At 63.2% G+C, this 21,240-nt stretch carries 21 protein-coding genes and 1 pseudogene; 12 read left to right on the forward strand and 10 right to left on the reverse strand.

Annotated elements, in window-relative coordinates:
* Window positions 1–44 precede the first annotated feature (44 nt).
* From waaC to rfaD, 3 genes are read right to left on the reverse strand one after another with little or no spacing between them, the layout of a single operon-like run.
* Complete coding sequence (gene waaC, locus EJ075_RS19120; RefSeq protein WP_126105314.1) at window positions 45–1,019, reverse strand: lipopolysaccharide heptosyltransferase I; 975 nt, start codon at window positions 1,017–1,019, stop codon at window positions 45–47.
* Window positions 1,016–2,023, reverse strand: coding sequence for a lipopolysaccharide heptosyltransferase II (gene waaF / locus EJ075_RS19125; protein WP_126105315.1), 1,008 nt, complete (start codon window positions 2,021–2,023; stop codon window positions 1,016–1,018). The genes waaC and waaF overlap by 4 nt, the downstream gene beginning before the upstream one ends.
* Window positions 1,996–2,946, reverse strand: coding sequence for an ADP-glyceromanno-heptose 6-epimerase (gene rfaD, locus EJ075_RS19130; RefSeq protein WP_126105316.1), 951 nt, complete (start codon window positions 2,944–2,946; stop codon window positions 1,996–1,998). The genes waaF and rfaD overlap by 28 nt, the downstream gene beginning before the upstream one ends.
* A 165-nt stretch (window positions 2,947–3,111) precedes the next feature.
* Between rfaD and EJ075_RS19135 the strand changes: the two genes are divergently transcribed.
* From EJ075_RS19135 to EJ075_RS19150, 4 genes are all read left to right on the forward strand, one after another.
* On the forward strand, window positions 3,112–3,744 hold the full coding sequence (locus EJ075_RS19135) for a LysE family translocator (protein ID WP_095488894.1): 633 nt from the start codon (window positions 3,112–3,114) through the stop codon (window positions 3,742–3,744).
* A 151-nt stretch (window positions 3,745–3,895) separates the two neighbouring features.
* On the forward strand, window positions 3,896–5,386 hold the full coding sequence (gene rfaE1, locus EJ075_RS19140; RefSeq protein ID WP_095489221.1) for a D-glycero-beta-D-manno-heptose-7-phosphate kinase: 1,491 nt from the start codon (window positions 3,896–3,898) through the stop codon (window positions 5,384–5,386).
* 7 nt (window positions 5,387–5,393) lie between these two features.
* Window positions 5,394–5,966: an SIS domain-containing protein gene (locus EJ075_RS19145; protein WP_095488895.1), complete on the forward strand. Its 573-nt coding sequence runs from the start codon at window positions 5,394–5,396 to the stop codon at window positions 5,964–5,966.
* Window positions 5,959–6,624: an HAD family hydrolase gene (locus EJ075_RS19150; RefSeq protein WP_095488896.1), complete on the forward strand. Its 666-nt coding sequence runs from the start codon at window positions 5,959–5,961 to the stop codon at window positions 6,622–6,624. The genes EJ075_RS19145 and EJ075_RS19150 overlap by 8 nt, the downstream gene beginning before the upstream one ends.
* Here the strand turns inward: EJ075_RS19150 and EJ075_RS19155 are convergent.
* The gene (locus EJ075_RS19155; RefSeq protein WP_126105317.1) at window positions 6,621–7,106 is read right to left on the reverse strand and encodes an Lrp/AsnC family transcriptional regulator; all 486 of its coding nucleotides are present in this window, start codon (window positions 7,104–7,106) and stop codon (window positions 6,621–6,623) included. The genes EJ075_RS19150 and EJ075_RS19155 overlap by 4 nt on opposite strands.
* Before the next feature lie 259 nt (window positions 7,107–7,365).
* Here EJ075_RS19155 and trxB point away from each other — a divergent pair, with 259 nt between their 5' ends.
* Both trxB and EJ075_RS19165 read left to right on the forward strand, forming a co-directional pair.
* Window positions 7,366–8,340 (forward strand): thioredoxin-disulfide reductase, encoded by a 975-nt coding sequence (gene trxB, locus EJ075_RS19160; protein ID WP_095488898.1) that lies wholly within the window; start codon window positions 7,366–7,368, stop codon window positions 8,338–8,340.
* A 72-nt stretch (window positions 8,341–8,412) separates the two neighbouring features.
* The gene (locus tag EJ075_RS19165; RefSeq protein ID WP_126105318.1) at window positions 8,413–9,309 is read left to right on the forward strand and encodes a LysR family transcriptional regulator; all 897 of its coding nucleotides are present in this window, start codon (window positions 8,413–8,415) and stop codon (window positions 9,307–9,309) included.
* Window positions 9,310–9,355: 46 nt separating this feature from the next.
* Here EJ075_RS19165 and EJ075_RS19170 read toward each other — a convergent pair whose 3' ends face one another.
* Window positions 9,356–9,856 carry an isoprenylcysteine carboxylmethyltransferase family protein gene (locus tag EJ075_RS19170; RefSeq protein ID WP_095488900.1) on the reverse strand — a complete coding sequence of 167 codons (501 nt, stop codon included), beginning with the start codon at window positions 9,854–9,856 and terminating at the stop codon, window positions 9,356–9,358.
* Between the two features lie 845 nt (window positions 9,857–10,701).
* Window positions 10,702–12,753, reverse strand: coding sequence for an elongation factor G (locus tag EJ075_RS19175; RefSeq protein WP_126105319.1), 2,052 nt, complete (start codon window positions 12,751–12,753; stop codon window positions 10,702–10,704).
* 347 nt (window positions 12,754–13,100) lie between these two features.
* Here EJ075_RS19175 and EJ075_RS19180 point away from each other — a divergent pair, with 347 nt between their 5' ends.
* Window positions 13,101–13,496, forward strand: coding sequence for a cupin domain-containing protein (locus EJ075_RS19180; protein ID WP_126105320.1), 396 nt, complete (start codon window positions 13,101–13,103; stop codon window positions 13,494–13,496).
* Window positions 13,497–13,576: 80 nt separating this feature from the next.
* Complete coding sequence (locus EJ075_RS19185; RefSeq protein ID WP_126105321.1) at window positions 13,577–15,094, forward strand: MFS transporter; 1,518 nt, start codon at window positions 13,577–13,579, stop codon at window positions 15,092–15,094.
* A 64-nt stretch (window positions 15,095–15,158) separates the two neighbouring features.
* Here EJ075_RS19185 and EJ075_RS19190 read toward each other — a convergent pair whose 3' ends face one another.
* Entirely contained in the window at window positions 15,159–16,361 is a 1,203-nt protein-coding gene (locus EJ075_RS19190; RefSeq protein ID WP_126105322.1) for a pyridoxal phosphate-dependent aminotransferase, read from the reverse strand.
* Window positions 16,362–16,567: 206 nt separating this feature from the next.
* Between EJ075_RS19190 and EJ075_RS19195 the strand changes: the two genes are divergently transcribed.
* The 3 genes from EJ075_RS19195 (at window position 16,568) to EJ075_RS19205 (ending at window position 19,027) form a co-directional block, all read left to right on the forward strand.
* On the forward strand, window positions 16,568–17,461 hold the full coding sequence (locus EJ075_RS19195; RefSeq protein WP_126105323.1) for an EAL domain-containing protein: 894 nt from the start codon (window positions 16,568–16,570) through the stop codon (window positions 17,459–17,461).
* Window positions 17,458–18,312: an EAL domain-containing protein gene (locus EJ075_RS19200; RefSeq protein ID WP_126105324.1), complete on the forward strand. Its 855-nt coding sequence runs from the start codon at window positions 17,458–17,460 to the stop codon at window positions 18,310–18,312. Before EJ075_RS19195 ends, EJ075_RS19200 begins: the two co-directional genes overlap by 4 nt.
* A 103-nt stretch (window positions 18,313–18,415) precedes the next feature.
* Window positions 18,416–19,027 carry a glutathione S-transferase family protein gene (locus EJ075_RS19205; RefSeq protein WP_126105325.1) on the forward strand — a complete coding sequence of 204 codons (612 nt, stop codon included), beginning with the start codon at window positions 18,416–18,418 and terminating at the stop codon, window positions 19,025–19,027.
* 133 nt (window positions 19,028–19,160) lie between these two features.
* Here the strand turns inward: EJ075_RS19205 and EJ075_RS33760 are convergent.
* Window positions 19,161–19,360 (reverse strand): annotated as a pseudogene (locus tag EJ075_RS33760) (hypothetical protein).
* A gap of 281 nt (window positions 19,361–19,641) precedes the next feature.
* A complete protein-coding gene (locus EJ075_RS19215) occupies window positions 19,642–19,854 on the reverse strand; it encodes a cold-shock protein (protein WP_023678332.1) in 213 nt (70 codons plus the stop codon).
* A 332-nt stretch (window positions 19,855–20,186) separates the two neighbouring features.
* Between EJ075_RS19215 and EJ075_RS19220 the strand changes: the two genes are divergently transcribed.
* Window positions 20,187–20,513, forward strand: a complete 327-nt coding sequence (locus tag EJ075_RS19220; RefSeq protein ID WP_126105326.1) for a hypothetical protein — start codon at window positions 20,187–20,189, stop codon at window positions 20,511–20,513.
* A 4-nt stretch (window positions 20,514–20,517) separates the two neighbouring features.
* Here EJ075_RS19220 and EJ075_RS19225 read toward each other — a convergent pair whose 3' ends face one another.
* The gene (locus EJ075_RS19225; protein ID WP_126105327.1) at window positions 20,518–21,087 is read right to left on the reverse strand and encodes a methylated-DNA--[protein]-cysteine S-methyltransferase; all 570 of its coding nucleotides are present in this window, start codon (window positions 21,085–21,087) and stop codon (window positions 20,518–20,520) included.
* Window positions 21,088–21,240: the final 153 nt, after the last annotated feature.

The raw sequence follows: 21,240 nt of genomic DNA on the forward strand, positions 1-21,240 counted from the left end.
AAAACCACGCCATCCGACTCACCGGAGCGAATTCCTAAAAGGCCCTACGTCGGTGCTTGCGATTTGAGCGCCATAAGCCTCTCGGCCTCCGCCACCACTTCCACAGGCGCGACGTGACCGCCGGGCGGGGCCAGTAGCGTTGACGAGAACGGTCCGCGCGGGCCGGTCAGGCCGGGTTCTGTCGCCAGAAACACGGCGACGGTCGGCAGGCCGAAGGCACTGGCGAGGTGGGTGAGGCCGGTGTCGGCGCCGATGACCAGCACCGATCGGCCGATGATCGCGGCGATCTCGGCAAGCGGTGATTTCGGCACCAGCACTGTTTGCGGAACGGCCTGGACGATCGCTTCGGCAACCGCCTTTTCTCTGTCGTTCGACCAGGTGGTGACCGGCGTCATTCCTCTCTCCGCGAGAAGCCGGGCAGTCTCGATCCAGTCGCCGGCCGACCATTTCTTGTCCTCGCGGCTGGTGCCGTGCAGCAGGAAGGCGGTTTTTCCGCCGACAAAGGTCGAAACGCTGGCCGGCGGCACGATGCCGGACTCAAGCCTGGAAAAATCCGGTTCATAGCCGAGCGCCAGCCCGAACAGCCGCCTTGTGCGTTCGATGGCGTGCAGATCGCGCGGCACGGCATAGCGGCGGTCGTAGAACAAAGTCGCCGAAGGCTCGCGGGCGCTCGAGCGGTCGAAGCCTGCGATCGGCGCCGCGGCCAGTTTCGCCACCAGGGCCGATTTCAGCAATCCTTGGGCATCGATGACGAGATCGTAGCGGCAATCGCGCAAGGCGCGACGCAATCTTGCCGCCTCGCGCCATGTGCTGCGGCCGAGCGGACGCGTGCGCCAGCGCCGGATCGCCACAGTGTGGATGGTTGCGATCGCCGGATGTAGGGCCACGATGCCGGCAAAGGCTTCTTCCACGCACCAGTCGAACGATACGTCCGGCCGGTTGCGGCGAGCATCCTCGAGGGCCGGAAGCGTGTGGATGACGTCGCCCATCGAGGATGTCTTGACGATGAGCACCCTCATGCGGCGGCCGGCATTTCCAGCAGCCGTTCCGCTGCCGCTGCGACCTGCGCCACCTCGAGCGTCTTCAGGCAATTGAGATGGCCGAGCGGGCAGATTTTCCGATGGCAGGGCGAACAGGACAGGCCGAGCCAGACCAGTTCGCGCTGCTCGGCAAGCGGCGGCGTGTTCTGCGGCGAGGTCGAGCCGTAGACGGCAACGATCGGCGTGCCGACCGCGGCGGCGACATGCATCAGTCCGCTGTCGTTCGACACCGCAAGCCTGGCCGCGGCGATCAGGTCGATGGCGTCCTCCAGCCGCGTCTGGCCGGCGAGGTCGACAACGCCTGGTGCAAGCGTAGCGATTTCCGCCGTCACCTCGGCGTCGTTCTTCGATCCGAACATCGCGACCGCAAAACCTTTCGCCATCATGTCGCGGGCAAGGCCGGCATAGCGTTCACTCGGCCAGCGTTTGGCCGGCCCGAACTCGGCGCCGGGCATCAGCGCGACGAATTTTTTCGCCTCCAGCCCGAAGCGGCCCAGCAATGTCGCCTGGTTTTCTGTATCGACAGCGAGCTTGGGAGCGCGGAACGTGCCCCCTTGCGCGAGGCCGAAAAAGGCCTGCGCCGTGCGCCGTTTCACATGGTCGGGCAAGGGGACGATATCGGTCAGCAGCCCGTAGCGCATCTCCTTGAGATGGCCGATGCGGCGCGGAATGCGGGCAAAGAACGGGACCAGCGCCGACTTCCAGCTTCCAGGCATGATATAGGCGATGTCGTAGTGGCCGCGCAGCAGGCGGCCGAAGCGCCTTCGGGTGCGGAATTCCAGCGCGCCGGATTTCAGCGGCAGTTCGACCTGCTGGCGTATTTCGGGCATGCGCTTGACCAGTGGCGCCGCCCATGCCGGCGCCAGCACGTCGATCGCGGCGTTCGGGTGAAGGTCCCTCAGCGCCGAGAACAGGCACTGCGCCATCACCATGTCGCCCACCCAGCGTGGGCCGATCACGAGGATCGTTGGGCTTTCAGCCATTCGACATAGTCTCTGACGCCGGTTTCCACTGTGCGAAACTGACCATTGTAGCCGGCGGCGCGCAACCGGGACATATCAGCTTGCGTAAAGCTCTGGTAGCTGCCCTTGAGGTGGTCGGGGAAGTCGATGAACTCGATCTCGCCTTTGCCCAGCGCGCCGATCACCGTTTCGGCAATGGCGCGGAACGGCTGGGCAAGGCCGGTGCCGCAGTTGAAGATGCCGCTTAAGCCGCGTTTCCACAGCCACAGATTGACGTCGGCGACATCGCCGACATGGATGAAATCGCGGCTCTGCTCGCCGGGTCCGAAACCTTCATAGGCGCCGAACAGCTTCGGGTTCTGGCCTTGCTCGACCTGATTGAACAAGTGGAAGGCGACCGAGGCCATGGCGCCCTTATGCGCCTCGCGCGGTCCGTAGACGTTGAAATAGCGCAGGCCCGCCACCGGCGAATGATCGGTATCGAAGACGGTGCGGCGGACATAGTCGTCGAACAGCTTCTTTGAATAGGCATAGACATTGAGTGGGCGTTCGCATTCCGGCTCCTCGCGAAACTCGGCGCCACCGCCGTAGACCGACGCGGAGGAGGCGTAGAGGAAGGGCACCCGCAGCGCGAGGCAGGCATGCAGCAGCCGCTTCGAATAGGCGTAGTTGACCTCCATCATGAACCTGCCGTTCCACTCGGTGGTGGTCGAGCAGGCGCCCTGGTGGAAGACGGCCTCGATGCGGCCAAGGTCCCCCGCCTCCATCCGCGGCAGGAAATCGTCCTTGTCGAGATAATCGGCGATCTGCAGATCGGCGAGATTGGCGATCTTGTGGCCGTCGGTCAGGTCGTCGACGACGAGGATGTCGCTAATCCCTTCGGCGTTGAGAGCGGCAACGATGTTGGAGCCGATCATGCCGGCGCCGCCCGTGACGATGATCATGAAAGCCTCTGGTATCTTGTGCCGATTCCGGCCCTTATAGGGGAGGCTGGCGAGGCTGTCGATAAAGCAGGTCGCAATCCGGCGGCTGGGTGAGCGTCACAGTGCCGCCGCAAAGCAATCGCTTCAGTCGGCGACTCACCGGCGAAGCGCGACAGGAGCAAGGCAATGCCGTCGACCGAACTGCTTATCGCCTTCTTCGCCACCACGGCGATCTTTGCCTACATTCCCGGTCCGGCGATGCTTTACGCTGCTGCGCAAACCATGGCGCGCGGCCGCTGGTCCGGCCTGACGGCGGCGCTGGGCATTCATCTTGGCGGCTATGCGCATGTCATCGCCGCTGCTGCCGGGCTGTCCGTGCTTTTCCACGCGGTGCCGACGCTCTACGTGGCGGTCAAGCTGGCCGGCGCGCTCTATCTGATCTGGCTGGGTGTCTCGCTGTTCCGCGCCAGGGCGCAAGACGATGCCGTCATCCCGGGCATTGTGCCGAAATCGGCCAGCCGCGCCTTTTTCGAGAGCATCACCGTCGAGGTGCTCAATCCCAAGACGGCGATCTTCTTCATGGCGTTCCTGCCGCAATTCATCGACGCGTCGGCGACATTTCCCGTCTGGCTTCAATTCCTCGTCCTCGGGACGATCGTCAATTTGATGTTCTCCTCGGCGGATGTCATGTGCGTGGTATTGGCAGGCGCGCTGATCACCAGGCTGCGGCGCTCGAGCCACGCGCAGCGCCTCATGCGGCGTGCGGGCGGTGCGGTGCTCGTCGGATTGGGCGTTCATGTGGCTTTGCAGAAAAGCTGATCCGCCAACCGGCGTTGACTCTGATCCGCTCGGCGCCCGCCGTTGCGTTGGGCCGAATTGCGGTATATCGGCTTCGCCATGAACGACCAGCCCTGCCAGTCCAGTGCTTTCGCAGCACCGGGACCGGTTCCCATTGCACGTCGCGGATGACATGAGCGAGCAATACCTGCCTTCTCCCGAACCCCTTCACCGTGCCATCTCGCGGTTCAGCAGCGTCACCGTGCTGGTGGTCGGCGACTTCATCCTCGACCGTTTCGTCAACGGCGTCATCGAGCGGATTTCACCTGAAGCGCCTATTCCGGTGCTGCGCGGGCGTGGCGAAACGTCGGCGATGGGCGGCGCCGGCAATGTCGTCTCCAACATCGTCTCGCTCGGCGCTGCGGCGATACCGGTCTCAGTGATCGGCAACGATCATGCCGGGAACAATCTCATGCGAATGCTCGCCGAGCTTGGTGTCGACACCGGCGGCCTGGCGCAGGACGCGAGCCGCATGACGTCGTCGAAAAGCCGGTTCAGCGCGCTCAACCAGCAGGTGCTGCGCTTCGACGAAGAGGAAATCAAGCCGCTGGGCGACGCGGAGCGGGCGACGCTGGTCCGACATTTCCGCACCGCGCTCGCGCAAGCCGACATCGTCATCCTATCCGACTACGGCAAGGGCATGTTGCTAGACGGCGTCGCCGGCGAGCTGATCTCGATCTGCCGCGAAGCGGGAAAGCCGGTGCTGGTCGATCCCAAGGGCCGTGACTATGCGTGCTATGCCGGGGCGACGGCGATCACCCCCAATCGCAAAGAACTTGGCGAAGCGGTCGGACGCGCGGTGTTTGCCGATGACGAGATCGTGGCCGCGGCGCGCGAGCTGATCTCTGCACATGGCTTCGATTTCGTCGTCGCGACGCGCAGCGAAAAGGGCATGAGCGTCGTCGGCGCGGACGATGCCCGGCACATCGCCACGCAGGCGCGGGAAGTGTTCGACGTTTCCGGCGCCGGCGACACTGTCATTGCGACGTTTGCGTTGGCTCTTGCCGCGGGCGCCGACCGCATCATGGCCGCCGCCATCGCCAATGCGGCGGGTGGCGTGGTGGTGGGAAAGCGCGGTACCGCGCGGCTGACGGTCGAGGAACTCACCGGCGCGTTGTTTCGCTCGCACGGACCGATTGCCCACAAGGATGCAATCCTTGATGCCGCCGCCGCCGCCCGGCTGGTGGCGACGTGGAAGGACGAAGGCCTGAGCGTCGGCTTCACCAATGGCTGTTTCGATATCCTTCACGCCGGCCATGTCAGCCTATTGCATGCGGCGCGCAGCCAGTGCGACCGGCTGGTTCTCGGCCTCAACAGCGATGCCTCGGTGCGCCGGCTGAAAGGGCCGGGGCGCCCGGTCAACGACGAGCATGACCGCGCCTGCGTGCTGGCGGCGCTTGCCTCGGTCGATGCCGTCGTCGTCTTCGAGGAAGACACGCCGCTCGGCCTGATCGAGGCGCTGAAGCCCGACATACTGGTCAAAGGCGCCGATTATACGATCGATCAGGTGGTCGGCGCCGAAGTGGTGCAGAAGGCGGGCGGCCGCGTTGTGCTGGTCGATCTCGTCGCCGGCAAGAGCACCACCGGCACCATCGGCAAGTTGCGCGCCGGCAATACAAACTGAGGGTTTCATGTCCGAACTGAACGATTACCTGGTCCGCTCGGCGGCCGCGATCACCGCGATGGTCGAGCGCGACCTCAGCAGCGAGATGGAGCGGGCGGTTACCGCTGTCGTCGCCGCACTTTCGCAAGGGAAGGCGCTGCTGATCTGCGGCAATGGCGGCTCGGCGAGCGACGCAATCCACATCGCCGGCGAACTGGTCGGCCGCTTCCTGAAGGAGCGCAAGGCCTACAACGTGATCGCGCTGCCGGCCAATGCGGCGGTGCTGACCGCCTGGGGCAATGATTACGGCTTCGACACGGTGTTTTCACGCCAGGTCGAGGCGCATGGCGCGGCGGGTGCTGTGCTGCTCGCCATCTCGACCAGCGGCAACTCGGCCAGCATCCTCGCCGCCGCCGAACAGGCGCGCATGATGGACATGACGGTGATCAGCCTGACCGGCGACACCGGCGGCAAGCTCAAGCCGCTCTCCGACATCCTGCTCAACGTGCCCTCGACCTCGACGCCGATCATCCAGCAGGGGCATCTATGCCTCTATCATCATCTGTGCGAAATGGTCGAAGCGCGCCTCTGCGATGGCTGACATCGGCCCTGTCGTGAGGTCGAATCCATACCCGCTCGAAGAGCCGGGCCTGTGGGTCGAGCGGATCGGTACCTCGGTCTTTCCAGCCGGCACGCCGGCGCTGTTCCTCGATCGTGACGGCACCGTCAATGTCGATACCGGCTATCCCAGCGATCCAGCTGACATCGTGCTGCGGCCGGAGATGCTGCCGGTGATCCGAACGGCCAACCTCGTTGGCCTTCCTGCGATCGTGGTCTCCAACCAGTCGGGCATAGCTCGCGGTTATTTCGGCTGGCCGGATTTCGCCGCAGTCAATGCTCGGCTGCTGGCGCTTCTCGAAGCACAGGGTTGCCGGATCGATCTGGTGCTCGCCTGCGCCTACCATTCGAGCGGGACGGGTGAACTGGCAGCAGGTGACCATCCGATGCGCAAGCCAAATCCGGGCATGCTTCTGCGTGCCCGCGATCTGCTGGGCGTGGATATCAGCCGATCAATCATCGTCGGCGACAAGGCCGATGACATGGAAGCCGGACGGCGAGCCGGGCTTTGCGAGGGCTGGTTGGTGCGCGGCAAATTCAATCGAGTCGCTGGCGATAGTACGTTCACGACGCGCAAACTGACGACCGGTAACGATCACAGCAAACTCTGCGACGCCATCGCCGAACTCGGCCGGGATTAAGTTCTCACTTCGCTGAAAGCCACCAAGCCCTCGTCCTTGACGCGGCGGATGGTCAGGGCCGTCCGCACCGTGTCGACATTCGGCGCCGAGGCCAGCTCCTCGATGACGAATGTCTGGAAGGCGCCGAGGTCGCTCGCCACGCAATGCAGCAGGAAGTCGGATTCGCCCGACACCATCCAGGCGTTGCGCACGATCGGCCAACCGCGGGTGCGTTCGGCGAAGGTTTTGAGCTCGGCGTCGGCCTGGTGATGCAGGCCGATGAGGCAGAAGGCGACGACGTCCAGGCCGAGCGCCGGCGCATTGAGCAAGGCGCGGTAGCCGCGGATGATCCCGGTCTCTTCCAGCCGCCTGACACGGCGCAGGCATGGCGGCGCCGAAATGCCGACGCGGCCGGACAGCTCGACATTGGTCATGCGGCCGTCGTGCTGAAGCTCGCGCAGGATCTTCCAGTCGATGGCGTCGAGATCGGCTTTGAGCGGCATGGATACCTTCGGCGCTTCACGCAAGAATCTTTCGTGATTTTGTAATTAAACGACTTTGGTGTCCATTCCATCCCTTCAGCCGGTGATTTTCGGACAGTCACTGCGCAAGATGTTCATGGATCGTCTGTTTGTGCCGAAGCTTTCCGGGGACGAAGGCCAGGTCGTCTTGCTGGCGTCGCCTGCAACACCTAGATTAGGGCCGATATCGATCCCTGTGCCGGACGCTTCATTCGCGTCCGGTTGTTGTGAAAGCCCTGCTATGACCACCAAGCATGCACCCGTTCTCATCATCGGCTCCGGTCCCGCCGGCTATACGGCGGCAATCTACGCCGCCCGTGCCATGCTGAAGCCGATGCTGGTCGCCGGTCTGCAGCAGGGCGGTCAGTTGATGATCACCACCGATGTCGAAAACTACCCGGGCTTTGGCGATCCGATCCAGGGTCCGTGGCTGATGGAACAAATGTTGAAACAGGCCGAGCATGTCGGCACCGACGTCATCAACGACATCATCACCGAGGTCGACCTCAATGTGCGGCCGTTCCGCGCCAAGGGCGATTCCGGCACCACCTATACCGCCGACGCACTGATCATTGCCACCGGCGCGCAGGCGAAATGGCTGGGCATCCCGAGCGAACAGACCTTCATGGGCTTCGGCGTGTCGGCCTGCGCCACCTGCGACGGCTTCTTCTATCGCGGCAAGGATGTCGCGGTGATCGGCGGCGGCAACTCGGCGGTGGAGGAGGCGCTCTACCTTTCCAACCTGGCAAAGAGCGTGACGGTCATCCACCGGCGCAGCGACTTCCGGGCCGAGCGCATCCTGAGCGAGCGGCTGTTCAAGAAGGACAATGTCCGCATCATCTGGGACACCGTTGTCGACGAGATCACCGGCCAGTCCGGCAAGATGCCGCTGCCGCCGTCGGTGGAAGGGCTGAAGCTGCGCAATGTGGTGACCGGCCAGGAGATGCATCTGACGGTCGACGGCGTGTTCGTGGCGATCGGCCATGCGCCGGCGGTCGAGCTGTTCGCCGGCAAGCTGAAGCAGAAGCCGAACGGCTATCTGTGGACGGCGCCGGATTCGACCTGCACCGACATGCCGGGCGTGTTCGCCGCCGGCGACGTGACCGACGACATCTACCGCCAGGCGGTGACGGCGGCGGGGCTCGGCTGCATGGCCGCGCTTGAGGCGGAGAAGTACCTTGCCGGGATCGAAGTTCACCGCGAAGCAGCGGAGTAGGGAAGCGGCCGAGAAAAGCCGCGTAAAAGCCTGATTTTTCATTCAGACGCCAAAAACAGAACGAGGGGCATCATGGCGTTGGACTGGGACAAGCTACGCGTGTTTCACGCTGCCGCGGAAGCTGGGTCGTTCACCCATGCCGCCGAGACACTGCATCTGTCGCAATCGGCGATTTCACGGCAGGTCAGCGCGCTCGAACATGACGTCGGCGTGCCGCTGTTCAATCGCCATGCCCGCGGCCTGGTGCTGACCGAGCAAGGTGAGATGCTGTTCCGCACGGCGCATGACGTGCTGATGAAGCTGGAGACGATCAAGTCGCGGCTGACCGAGGCCAAGGACCGGCCCTCCGGGGTGCTCAGGGTGACGACCACGGTGGGGCTTGGCGCCGGCTGGCTGACCGAGCGCGTGCAGGAATTCATCGAGCTCTATCCCGAGATCAGCCTGCAGTTGATCCTGGCAAACGAGGAGCTCGACCTCACCATGCGCCGGGCGGACTGCGCGATCCGGCTGCGCCAGCCGCAGCAGCCTGATCTCATCCAGCGCCGCCTGTTCACCGTGCATTTCCATCTCTACGCGGCGCCCTCCTACGTCAACAAGTATGGCAAGCCGGCGTCGATCGCCGAGTTGAAGGCCCATCGCATCGTCACCTTCGGCGTGCCGGTGCCGGCGCATTTGTCGGAATTGAACTGGCTGGAAACGGTTGGCGATTTCGAAGGCGGGCAAAGGGTGCCGACGCTGCAGATCAACGACATATTGTCGATCAAGCGCGCGGTACAGGGCGGCGCCGGCATCGCCATGCTGCCCGACTATGTGGTCAGCAAGGACTCAGGGTTGGTGCAGTTGCTGCCGGAGACCGAAGTGCCGTCCTTCGACACCTATTTCGCCTATCCCGATGCGATGAAGAACCAGGCGAAACTCCACGTCTTCCGCGATTTCATTATCGCCAAGGCGCGCAGCTGGTCGTTCTAACCCTTCTGCACGTCGCTTCCTGCCTTGCACCGCGGACGATCATCTCTTACTGGCCGCGCCATGGCGTCAGGCGGGGCAGCCAGCCTGGAACGGCATGGCGGTAGGCCTCGTAGTCGGCGCCATAGCGGCGGGCAAGCGTCGGTTCCTCGTAGAGCTTCACGAACGAGACCATGGCGATGGCGGCGATAGCGGCATAGGCGATGAGAGTCCAACTCGAAAACAGCAGTGCCTGGCCAAGGATGATCGACAGCACCGCCAGATACATCGGGTTGCGGACATGGCGGTAGATGCCGCCGATAACCAGTTGCTCGGTCGGCGCGACCGGGGCGGGCGTGCCCAGGCCTTCGAAGGCAAAACGGGCGAAGGCATGAAGCAGCAAGGCCGCTGCGACGACAATCAGGACCCAGCCGACCGGCACCAAGCCGGGCAGGGTAGACCATGGCAGACGATAGCGATCGGTCAACAGCCAGGGCAGCAATCCCGCGACCACGCCGGGCGCTGCAATGAAGAATAACGCGCTGCCGGCGATCGCCTGACGTGTCCTCATTGAGCTTCCTTCTAGAGTGGAGTGCTTCCACTTGGACGCACAAAGTACACTCTAGCGCTTGGAGTCTACGCGTCGTGCGTTTCGAACCGAAGGTCAGCGCAGCGAAAAATCGATTCCAATTTCGGGCCGATACGCGGCTGCTGCAAAAATAAACGCATGCTGCCTGATTCGACGTCATTCGTTGTCTTCTGCATTTGGAGCGAAAATCGGCTCTGATTCGCTATATCGCGTCGATTTTTTTCCTGGCTGTGCATCGCATTTCGACGATTTTGCTGGTCCTACGAGGGCAAGGAATGGATTAGACCACAGCCTGTGTCATTTTGCATGCGTGTGTTGCAAAATAGATGCTTGTTTCTTGGGCATGATGAGCACATATATAGATCATCTCCTGGGCGCGTTCTCCTCCCATTAGCGCCCTCGAGTGTTCCCCTCTGGAGGTTAGCCCTAACAGGCACTTCCAATCAAACTCAGCCGGATCTTCATTGATCCGGCTTTTTTGTTGCCCGAAACCTGCTGGCGCTGAGGGAAAGCCGACCGAAATTGTCACGTAACAGTGACATGTAACCTCAGGTAACCTGTCACAGGCGCCCAGCATCGACTAAGCAGATCATAGGACGCGGTGTGGTTCGTGCGGGAGATGGGGGCATCACTCGGACGATCCGGGCTCAGGCGGCTACCGCGTCCGAACCATTCTTCCGCTGAGGCCGTCAGGCGCTGGCGGCATGTGCGGCGGACCTGCCGTTTCGCCTCCCACGAAGACGGTCCGCAAGAGAGCGGCGTCCGGATCATTCCGGACGCCGTTTCCTTGTGTTCAGCAGCCTGCGATACTGGCGCCAAATCCAGTGTCAGGCGGCCTTGCCATTGGCGTTCAACGCCTCGTCGGCCAAGCGACCGGTGAGTTCGGCCATATGGTCGAAGGCGGCACGATAGCTGGCCACGCCTGCGGTGGCCGAACGCAACTCGATGATCAGGTCGCCGATCTCGGCCTGCGGCATGGTCGCCTCGACCACATCCCATCCCGGCCAGCCAGGCCGCGCATCGTAGCCGAGAATCTGGCCGCGCCGTTGCGGGATCAGGGCGATAATCCTCGACGTCGCGTCGGACGGCGTGACGATCTCGACCTTCATGACCGGTTCGAGCAGCACTGGCGAGCAGGCCGCCATGCCTTCCTTCATTGCCAGCTTCGCCGCCATCTGGAAGGCCATGTCTGATGAATCGACGGCGTGATAGGAGCCGTCGGACAGATTGACGGCGACATCGACCACCGGAAAGCCGAGCGGGCCGGATTTCAGATAATCACGCACGCCGGTCTCGACCGACTGGATATAGGTTTTCGGCACGGCGCCGCCGGTGATGGTGTCGGTGAACTGGAAGCCGGAGCCGCGCGGCAGCGGCTTGATCTCGATCACGACGTCGCCGAACTGGCCATGGCCGCCCGACTGCTTCTTGTGGCGGCCACGCTGCTGCGCCGTTTTGCGGATCGTCTCGCGATAAGGCACGGCCGGCGGATGGCCTTCGATCGGGATCTGGTTCTTGCCTTCCAGCCGCTCGCGCACGACGCGCAGATGCATCTCGCCATGGCCCGACAGCACGGTTTCGGCCGAATCCTGATTGTGGCGCAGGCTGAGTGAGGGGTCTTCCTCGGCAAGGCGCTGGATGGCCGCCGACATCTTCACCTCGTCCTTGCGTTCCTTCGGGCGCAACGCGAAGGCAAAGACCGGTTGCGGCGGCGCCAGCGTTACCAGCGGCTTGATGCCGCCTTTGGCCGAGCTCAGCGTCTGGCCGGTCGTGACGTCGTCCAGCTTGCCGAGCGCGACCGTGTCGCCGGCCTTGGCCGAGGTGAGCTTGGACTGATCCTTGCCGAGCATTCTGTAGATGCCGGAGACTTTTGCCGTGGCGCCATTCGAAAGGAAGAGCTCGGAGGCGTCGGCAAGCTGGCCGGAAAGGATGCGCGAGACCGACAGCTTGCCGCCATGCGCGGTGTGAATGGTTTTCATCACCTGGACCACGGTCGCATTTCCGTCCGGTGCGCCAAGGCGCTTGCGGGTCGCCTCGATGTCGGGCGCATCGTGGCGGATCGTCTTCAACAGGCGCAGCACGCCGTTGCCCTTCTCCGCAGTGCCGATCAGCACGGGGGTGACCGCGCCGTCACGCAGGTCGGCGGCGAGATCGTCGAAGATCGCGTCCTTCGGCGGCTCAATCTCTTCGAGGAGCTGCTCCATCAACTGGTCATCATGATCGGCGAGCGTCTCCAGCATGGAAAAGCGAGCCTCCAACTCGCGCGCCTTGTCGTCGCCCGGAATCTCGGCCACCTCGCTTTCGGCATATTCGCGATAGATGTAGGCGCGCTCCAGAGCGAGATCGATCGAGCCGATGACGACGCCGTTCTTGCGCAGCGGAACCTGGCGAAGCAGCAACGGCACCGAGCTTGCCGGCTGCAGCATCTTCAGCGTGTCGCGCACGCCTGATATCGCCTTGTCGACCTTGTTGAGGAACATGATGCGCGGCACGCCGAGATCGTCGAGCTTGCGCATGATCAGCTGCAGAGCAGGAATCTTCTTCTCGTCGGCCTCGGCGACGACCACCGCGATGTCGCAGGCGGCAAGCACCGGCTCTGCCTCGAAGGAGAATTCGATGGAGCCGGGACAATCGACGAAAGTGAGTTGCTCGCCCATGAATTCGGTGGTGGCAAAGGTTGCCTCGACGCTCATGGCGTGGGCGCGTGCCTCGGGCGAATGGTCGGAAACGGTGTTTCCCGAGGAAACGGGATTCTGGCGGGGAATGGCGCCCGTGCGGGCCAATATGGCTTCGAGAAGTGTCGTCTTACCGCTTGCAAAGGGACCGACTATGGCAATGCATTTCGGTCCCGTGCGTCGTCCTCCGGCGCGAGTTCCCATGACTGACCTCCACTCAGGCGTTTCCCTGGGAGCGGCGGCCGGCCTGTCGACCGTCGCGGGCGGGGCTCTTTTTCAGTTCGCCACCTGCCCAAAAGCATCGTCCCACGGGTTAGCCGGGAGGGCAAGGGATTTGAGGGCTGCCTGACGTTGCGGATGCTGAGCCGTGATCGGTGGGGCCGACGGGTGCGAGCCTAGGTTCCCCATCAAATCCCGCGACCGAGCCGTCACCGAACAGCCGCAAAAGCGGTTGCGCCATGATGGTTATCGGACGAAAGTGCCCGTTTCTTGCGACAAAAAAGGAACGGCCGTCGCCGACCGGTCCGCCATCAGCTTGAGGATTCGCGACGATGAAGATCATTGCCTGCGGCAGCGTGCCGACCGTCATTGCGCCGGAAAAGTACTTCACCGGCCGTGTGTTGCAGACGCCGATCATCGAGAAGGAAGCCCCGGCGCGTCTGCGCGCCATCATGGTCAGTTTCGAGCCCGGCGCGCGTACCCACTGGCACACGCATCCGCTTGGGCAGACGCTCTACGTCGTATCAGGCGCCGGCCTCGCGCAAAGCTGGGGCGGGCCGATACAGGAGATCCGGGCCGGCGACGTTATCTCGTTTGCGCCTGATGAAAAGCATTGGCACGGCGCTGCCCCGAAATCGGCGATGGAGCATATCGCCATGCAGGAGGCGCCCGACGGCGTCCATGCCGACTGGCTGGAGAAGGTGACGGACGAGCAGTATGGCGGCTGAGCCGGGCGCTTTTGATCGGTTCTAAAGCGCGTCGCGTCTGATCATTATAGGTGATTTCAACACTCAGGTTTGGAGTCGTCATGTCGAATCGTCGCTTGCCTCTTGTTGCCGCCGTCTATCTCGGCACATTCGTCGCGCTGCTCGACATCAGCATCGTCAATGTCGCCCTGCCGACGATCCAGATTGCGCTCGGCATCGACTTCGCCGGGCTGCAATGGGTGATCGACGCCTACACGCTTTGCCTGTCTGCCTTCATGCTGTCGGCAGGCCTGATCGGTGACCGCTACGGGCGCAAGCGCTCCTGGCTGGCAGGCATCGGCATCTTCGTGGCTGGTTCTGCCATCTGTGCAATCGCGCCCAACCTGCCGGTGCTGCTGGCAGGCCGGGTGGTGCAGGGGATCGCCGGATCGCTGATCATTCCGGGCGCGCTGTCGATCCTGACGCAGGCGTTTCCCGATGCCCGCGAGCGCGCCGGCGTCATTGGCGGCTGGGCGTCGTTTGCCGCCATCTCGCTGCTCGCCGGCCCCGTCGTCGGCGGCATCCTGGTCGAAGCCGCCGGATGGCAGAGCATTTTCCTGATCAACCTGCCGCTCGGCCTGGCCACGATCGTGCTGGGTGCAGCTTCGATCGTAGAGACTTCCCATCCCGAGCATGCTCATCTCGACCTTGTCGGCCTGGCGCTCAGCATTCTGTGGCTGGGCGCGCTGACCTTTGGCCTGATATCGGCAGGTGAAAACGGTTGGGCAGATCCGCGGACGGTCACGGCCGTTGTTGCCGGCCTGGCCGGCTTTGCAGTCTTCCTTGCCTTCGAGGCGCGCACGCCGCGGCCGATGCTGCCGCTTGGCCTGTTCCGCGACATTCGCTTTGCCGTCGCCAATGTCGCATCGTTCGCGCTCGGCCTCACCTCCTACACCGGCGTCTTCCTTTATTCGATGTTCCTGCAGCAGGCACAGGGCTGGTCGCCGACACAGACCGGCTTGCGCATGGCGCCGCTGTTCCTTGTCCAGATGGTCGTATCGCCGGCGATCGGCAGGCTCAGTCAGCGCTACGGACATTCGGCGCTGATGGCCGCCGGCTATCTTTCGAGCGGGTTTTCTATGCTGGGCATGTGCTGGGTTGGAGCCTCAAGCCCCTATGTGACGATCGGCCTGCTGTTTGCCGTCGGCGGCCTCGGCAACGCGCTGTCGATCCCGACCGGCAGCGCCGCCGCGATGTCGTTTGCGCCGCGCGAGCGGTCGAGCATGGTGTCGGCGGTGATCAACGCAACCCGCCAGGGCGGTACCGCCATCGGCATCGCGCTGCTCGGCGCCCTGATGAGCATGCGGGCAACAACCCTGCTGACGGCGCATCTTGAAAATGCTGGGGTCGCCAATGCTGGAGCGGTGGCCCGCGCCGCCGTTTCAAGACACGATTTCGCAGCCGATGCGGCGATGGGCGAGGACGGCCTGCGCGCTCTGTTCGCAGCCGCCTATGCCGGCGGCTTCCATGCGGCGATGCTGACGGCGGCCATCGTCTCGTTCGTCACGGCCGGGCTTCTGGTCACGGTTCTGGCGCCGGCCGAGGCGCGTTCGGCGCGCGAAACCAATCAGCAGGGATGAGGCTGGTGCCTATCGCCTCGAAAACCCGGCTCGCGGCCGGGTTTTGGCGTTCGGGATGCCCTGATCAGGTCAGCGAGGCGGTGAAGCGCTGGATGCGCGTGCAGGCCTCTTCGAGCAACGCCTCGGATGTGGCGTAGGAGATGCGGAAGTTCGGGCCGAGGCCAAAAGCCGAGCCGAACACGACCGCCACGCCCTCCGCCTCGATCAGCTCCGAGCAGAAGGTCTCGTCGCTGTCTATCACCTTGCCGGCTTTGGTCTTCTTGCCGATCAGCTTGGCGCAGGACGGATAGACATAGAAGGCGCCTTCGGGCGATGGGCATGTGATGCCGCGCGCCTGGTTGAGCATCGACACGACGAGATCGCGCCGCGCCTGGAAGATCGCCTTGTTTTTTGCAATGAAATCCTGTGGACCGTTCAGCGCCTCGACCGACGCCCACTGCGCGATGGTGCAGGCGCCGGACGTCTGCTGGCCCTGGATCATGTCCATCGCCTTGATCAGCGCCACCGGCCCGGCCGCATAGCCGATGCGCCAGCCGGTCATGGCATAGGCCTTCGACACGCCGTTCATGGTCAGCGTGCGCTCATAAAGCTTCGGCTCGACCTCGGCGATGGTCTTGAAGACGAAGTCGCCATAGATCAGGTGCTCATACATGTCGTCGGTCAGCACCCAGACATGCGGATGCTTCAACAGCACGTCGGCCAGATCGCGCAATTCAGCCTCGGTATAGGCGGCGCCCGAAGGGTTCGACGGCGAGTTCATCAACAGCCATTTGGTGCGCGGTGTGATCGCCTTTTCCAGCGCCGCCGCCGTCAGCTTGAAGCCGTTCTCGATGGAGGTGTCGGCAAAAGCCGAGGTGCCGCCGCAGATCGCCACCATCTCGGGATAGCTGACCCAGTACGGCCTCGGGATGATGACCTCGTCGCCGGGATTCAGCGTCGCCATGAAGGCATTGAACAGGATCTGCTTGCCGCCGGTGCCGACGATGGTCTGCTCCGGCCGGTAGTCGAGATTGTTCTCGCGCTTGAATTTTTTCGCGATCGCCTCGCGCAGCGGCACAATGCCGGAAACCGGCGGATATTTCGTTTCGCCGCGGCGGATGGCGTCGATCGCTGCGTTCTTGATGTTGTCCGGCGTGTCGAAGTCCGGCTCGCCGGCACCCAGCCCGATCACGTCACGGCCGGCGTTTTTCAGCTCGCGCGCTTTCTGCGTCACTGCGATGGTCGCGGAAGGCTTAACGCGGGAAAGGACGTCGGCAAGAAAGGCCATGACGATATTGTCTCCTTTGGGATGCAGGCGGTCCATCCAACCGCGGCGCATCTCATGTCGCATCATTCCGCCAAGCGCAAGCACTGTCGGATGAGCCAGATCTCAAATCCCCGGCAAATCCGGCAACAATAAATTCACTTACCGGCGGTAAAACCCCGAGTGGCTGGATCACGACCCATTCCGCCAGTCTCGCAAAGCGAGGAACCGTGTCGCGCAGCATCGGGCTTGCCCATATCGTCCGTCATGACGACGGCACCGCCAGCGGTGTCTGGGGCACCCATACGCTGCAGAGCGCTTTCCAGCCGATCTTCGCCTTCAGCAACGGAAAATTGTCGGTCACCGCATTCGAGGGGCTGATCCGGCCGTTCCGCGATGGCGAGCCGCAGTCGCCGATGAGTTTTTTCAACACCTGTCCGACGGTCGACCGCCTGCATATCGAGGCGCTGACAAGGACGCTGCACCTTCTGAACGCCGGTGCCAGCCTGCCGCCAGAGGCGTCCATCTTCATCAATTTCGACCCGTCCGTGTTCACCGATCGCAGCATCGCCGACAAGGCGCTGCGCGACATGCGGCTGGTGCTGCATGAGGCCGATATCGATGCGAACCGCGTCGTCTGCGAGGTGACCGAGCAGAAATCGGCGTCGCAGGAAACCCTCTACGATTTCGTCGAGGCGCTCAGGGCCAATGGGTTTCGCATCGCCGTCGACGACTATGGTGCCGATGAGTCCGACATCAACCGCATCAAGGAGCTCAGGCCTGATATCGTCAAGTTCGACGCACGCTGGATCATGCAACTGATGGAGTCCGGCGCCGGCTTCGCGCTGCTGACCGCCATGGTGGCAAGTTTCGAAGAGCAAGGCATCCGCACGGTGTTCGAGGGCATCGAGGAGGGCTGGCAGCTTGAATTGGCCGAGAAATCGGGAGCCTCGATGGTGCAGGGATTCGCGCTGGCGCGCCCGGAGCTTGCGCCGACCAGCTTTCACGTTTTCGGCAAGGACAGGCAGATGCCCGCGGCAGTGTCCAATGCCGGCGATGCGCCTGCGACTGTATCGTCCTCGCTGCGGCCGAAACGGGCTTTCGGCCGCAAGGTGGCGCCATGACCGGACGGCACGACAGGCGGCGCAATGTCGGCGAGGCGATCTTCGCCGACGAGGTCGGGATCGAATATGGCGTCTATGGCGCGTTCCGGCTGAGGAGCGCCTACCAGCCGATTTTTGCGCCACGCGGCAGGTTTTTGACGGCCGTAGCGGTCGAAGGCCTGATTGAGCCGCACCGCGCCGGCAGGTCGGTCGCACCACCCGTGTTTTTCGAGGGCGTGCCCCTGCCGGATCGCCTGTTCGTCGAGACGATGTGCCGGGTGCTGCATCTCCGGAACTTCCGCAACATCGGTGTCGACGGGCTCGACCTGTTCTTCAACTACAATCCGCTGATCAATGATGACCCCGGGCGAGCGCTGGCTGAGATCAGGCTGATGACCAGGCATCTCGCCGAGCTCGACCTGCACCCCGGCATGCTGGTCTGCGAGATCACCGAGCAGGCAGCCGACGACAAGGTGCTCGTCAGCCTGGTGCGCGAGATGCGGCGTGACGGCATTCGCATCGCCATCGACGATTTCGGCACCGGGCATTCGACGGAAGAACGGGTCGCCCTTGTCCGGCCTGACATCGTCAAGATCGACGGCACCTGGTTTGCGGAATTCTGTCGCCATGCCGCCGCCGAACGATTTTTCCGGCCGCTGGTCTCCGCGCTGCACGACCGCGGCACCAAGGTGCTGGTCGAAGGAATCGAGAATGCCACTCGTTTGCGCGTCGCGCTGGACGGCGGCGTCGACCTTTTGCAGGGTTACCATCTGGCGCGGCCGGTGTTGGCCGGCACGGTCTTCGACGAGGAGCCGCTGCCCATCGACCGGCTGCTTGGCATGGACAACAACGTCGTGCCGTTGTTTGGGTGATCTATCAGCGGCGCTGATGGTTGCGCCAAAACAAATCACTGGATCAAGTCGTTGACACCGGGATAGAGCCTGGGCTGTCGTTGCACGAGCGATGGGAGCAAAGATGACCATACTTTATGGAATGATCGACAGCGGCAATTGCTACAAACCGCGCCTTCTGATGGCCAAGCTCGGCATGGCCTTCACCAATGTCGAGGTGAGCTCGCATACCGGCGACACGCGCAAGCCCGACTACGTCGCCAAGAACCCGAACGCCATGGTGCCGCTGCTCGAGCTCGACGACGGCAGGCGGCTTGCCGAATCCAACGCCATCCTGCTCTATCTCGCCGAAGACACGCGGTTCCTGCCCGCCGACAAATACGAGCGCGCACTGGCCTATCAGTGGCTGTTCTTCGAGCAGTACAGCCACGAGCCCTATATCGCAGTGCGCAAGGCGCTGCTGACCTTTCCCGAACGGGCCAAGGACGCGACTCCGGAGCGGCTGGCGGTGACGCTGGAGCGCGGCAACAAGGCGCTCGGCGTGATGAACAAGCATCTGGCGGGCAGTGCGTTCTTTGCTGGTGATACATTGAGCGTCGCCGACATCGCGCTCTACGCCTATACGCATACGGCCGAGATGGGCGGTTTTCAGCTCGACGCCTATCCGGCGGTGGCGGCCTGGCTAAAACGGGTCGAGGCCGATCCGGGGCACGTACCGATGGAATGGCTGCCTTAATTCTGTCCTCACGCTCGTCGCCGCTTCGCGGCTCGTTCCGGACGGGGCGCGCCACGAGGCGCGACGCCCGGTCGGCTTTGCGGCCTTCGGCCGCGACGCGTATTCGGATTGGGTGAGGCGCAGTGGGTGTGATTCAGAGGGAGCGGGTCTGGCCGGCGCGATGGTCAGCCAAGGCCTGCTCGGCAAGTTTATCCAGCCTGCCAGCCTTGGCGTCGGCTTCGATCTGCCGATCCCAGATGTCCGCTTTCAGCGCCTCGAACCAAGCGGCAAACGCCTTCAGCTCTTCAGGCTCAGTTCGGCGACGGATTTCTCAATCTGTTCAAGCTTGCTCATAGATTAATGGTACCATAAGTGGGTTAAAAGTACCACGAGTGGGTACTGTTATAGGGCCGAGGCAGCGGTTCACTGGAAAGCACACAGCAAAAAGGCGGGACAAAATCCCGCCTTCCCATGCTTGGTAGCCTGATCGGGAGCGTTCGGTCCGGGCCGGCAGCAATCTGCTGCTTCGGCTTGTCGGGGTCTTTCCGCTCCGGTGCGCTTCTCGCGCGACCGTCAGTACATCCGTGACTTGCCGCGCGCCCCGAGCTGTCGCCCGGCGCGCGCCATTCGCAAAATCAGGCTGCCTTGCTCAGAGACCCAGCGGACGACTTGCCAGTGCGGCGGTCCTGCTCGATCTCGAAGTTGATCTTCTGGCCTTCGACCAGGGTTGAGAGCCCAGCGCGCTCGACTGCGGAGATGTGCACGAAAACGTCCGCGCCGCCGCTGTCAGGCTGGATGAAGCCGAAACCCTTGGTGGAGTTAAACCACTTGACCGTACCTGTTGCCATTTCGATAGTCCTTATTACGTTTGCTTTAGCTTGACCGAACCGAAGTCCAGCCGGTTTGTATCGAGATTTTGGAGATAGACGTCAGCAAACGCGAATATCGCGAGGCCCGGATCGATCGGCCGAAATATCAATGGACCTCATATAGTCCGCTTCTCCGCAAAAAACAAGACTGCGCGAAAAAAGGCGCTGACGCGGCGCTGCCCAACGGCCGCCCCAATCGCGTGAAAGCCTTGTAACGTCGCGCGTTGCGGAGGATCGTATCGCTTATCGCGCACGCTGCGGGGAAGGATCGTGCCGCCTTCGAGCGTCCGGTCCTGTTTTGGGAGAGGACCATGAAAACTGTTCTGCTTGCCGCCTGCCTGATGCTGGTGGCCGCCGAGGCGCAGGCGATCTCGCGCTATGACCCGACCCGCATGAGCTGCGACGGGGTGCAGGCGACGATTGCGCGGGAAGGTGCCGTCATCCTGCGTTACCAGTCGACGCGCACGCAGGGGCTGCCGCTCTACGACCGCTATGTGCGGAGCCAGCGTTTCTGCAACATGGGTGAGGTCAGGGCACGAGCGTCGGTGCCGAGCGCCGACACGAAGTCCTGTATCGTCTACAAATGCAAGCGGGTGGACACTGATCGGCGTTTCCGCCGGCGCATCTTTCCGAACTAACACCCTAGAAGCCGAATGAGACCTGTGCGGGCGGCGGCGGGCCGACGCGCACGCCTTCCATCGCCAGCATCTTTTCCTTGGTGGTCGAGCCGCCCGGCGCGGAAAAACCGCCGATCTTGCCGCCGGCGGCAAGAATGCGGTGGCAAGGGATGACCAGCGGCACCGGGTTGGCGCCGAGTGCGGCGCCCGTCTCGCGCGCCAGACCGGCATGGCCGGCGCGCTTGGCCAGTTCGCCATAGGTGGTGGTCTCGCCGAAGGCGAGCTTGCGCGCCGCGTCGTAGATGGCGAGGCGGAAATCGTCGACGCCGGTGAGATCGACCGGCACACCGGAGAAATCGACGTCTTCGCCGGCTGCATAGGCCTTTATCGATGCGATCAGCTCGGCAACCCATTGCGGTTGGGCGCTTGAAGCGGCGCTGCCGGCATGATGCAAGAGCCGGCGTTCCACCGCGTCGCGGTTGCGCTGAGGCAGGCAGAGCCTTGTCAGTCCGGCTTCGCTCCAGGCGATGCCCATGAAGCCCATCACGGTGTCGAAGACCGCGTGGCCGGCGGTGGCTTGAGAGGTGCTTTCCATGATGTGCTCCTTTCCGAAGAAACGGACGGCAATCCAGTACATATCGAGAACGAGATATCGCATTTTCAGGTTGCTGTTGCCACCCGAAAACCATCCGAAGTCCACAACAGGCTGCGGATTGCCGGGGCAAAGGCGCTGGTGTAAGGATTTTCT

Source organism: Mesorhizobium sp. M6A.T.Cr.TU.016.01.1.1, from assembly GCF_003952585.1.
Lineage (GTDB): Bacteria > Pseudomonadota > Alphaproteobacteria > Rhizobiales > Rhizobiaceae > Mesorhizobium > Mesorhizobium mediterraneum.

Bases quoted from the DNA above. Each gene is read 5' to 3' on its own strand.
- waaC (WP_126105314.1), bottom strand. From the start codon at position 1,019: ATGAGGGTGCTCATCGTCAAGACATCCTCGATGGGCGACGTCATCCAC.
- waaF (WP_126105315.1), bottom strand. From the start codon at position 2,023: ATGGCTGAAAGCCCAACGATCCTCGTGATCGGCCCACGCTGGGTGGGC.
- rfaD (WP_126105316.1), bottom strand. From the start codon at position 2,946: ATGATCATCGTCACGGGCGGCGCCGGCATGATCGGCTCCAACATCGTT.
- EJ075_RS19135 (WP_095488894.1), top strand. From the start codon at position 3,112: ATGCCGTCGACCGAACTGCTTATCGCCTTCTTCGCCACCACGGCGATC.
- rfaE1 (WP_095489221.1), top strand. From the start codon at position 3,896: ATGAGCGAGCAATACCTGCCTTCTCCCGAACCCCTTCACCGTGCCATC.
- EJ075_RS19145 (WP_095488895.1), top strand. From the start codon at position 5,394: ATGTCCGAACTGAACGATTACCTGGTCCGCTCGGCGGCCGCGATCACC.
- EJ075_RS19150 (WP_095488896.1), top strand. From the start codon at position 5,959: ATGGCTGACATCGGCCCTGTCGTGAGGTCGAATCCATACCCGCTCGAA.
- EJ075_RS19155 (WP_126105317.1), bottom strand. From the start codon at position 7,106: ATGCCGCTCAAAGCCGATCTCGACGCCATCGACTGGAAGATCCTGCGC.
- trxB (WP_095488898.1), top strand. From the start codon at position 7,366: ATGACCACCAAGCATGCACCCGTTCTCATCATCGGCTCCGGTCCCGCC.
- EJ075_RS19165 (WP_126105318.1), top strand. From the start codon at position 8,413: ATGGCGTTGGACTGGGACAAGCTACGCGTGTTTCACGCTGCCGCGGAA.
- EJ075_RS19170 (WP_095488900.1), bottom strand. From the start codon at position 9,856: ATGAGGACACGTCAGGCGATCGCCGGCAGCGCGTTATTCTTCATTGCA.
- EJ075_RS19175 (WP_126105319.1), bottom strand. From the start codon at position 12,753: ATGGGAACTCGCGCCGGAGGACGACGCACGGGACCGAAATGCATTGCC.
- EJ075_RS19180 (WP_126105320.1), top strand. From the start codon at position 13,101: ATGAAGATCATTGCCTGCGGCAGCGTGCCGACCGTCATTGCGCCGGAA.
- EJ075_RS19185 (WP_126105321.1), top strand. From the start codon at position 13,577: ATGTCGAATCGTCGCTTGCCTCTTGTTGCCGCCGTCTATCTCGGCACA.
- EJ075_RS19190 (WP_126105322.1), bottom strand. From the start codon at position 16,361: ATGGCCTTTCTTGCCGACGTCCTTTCCCGCGTTAAGCCTTCCGCGACC.
- EJ075_RS19200 (WP_126105324.1), top strand. From the start codon at position 17,458: ATGACCGGACGGCACGACAGGCGGCGCAATGTCGGCGAGGCGATCTTC.
- EJ075_RS19205 (WP_126105325.1), top strand. From the start codon at position 18,416: ATGACCATACTTTATGGAATGATCGACAGCGGCAATTGCTACAAACCG.
- EJ075_RS19215 (WP_023678332.1), bottom strand. From the start codon at position 19,854: ATGGCAACAGGTACGGTCAAGTGGTTTAACTCCACCAAGGGTTTCGGC.
- EJ075_RS19220 (WP_126105326.1), top strand. From the start codon at position 20,187: ATGAAAACTGTTCTGCTTGCCGCCTGCCTGATGCTGGTGGCCGCCGAG.
- EJ075_RS19225 (WP_126105327.1), bottom strand. From the start codon at position 21,087: ATGGAAAGCACCTCTCAAGCCACCGCCGGCCACGCGGTCTTCGACACC.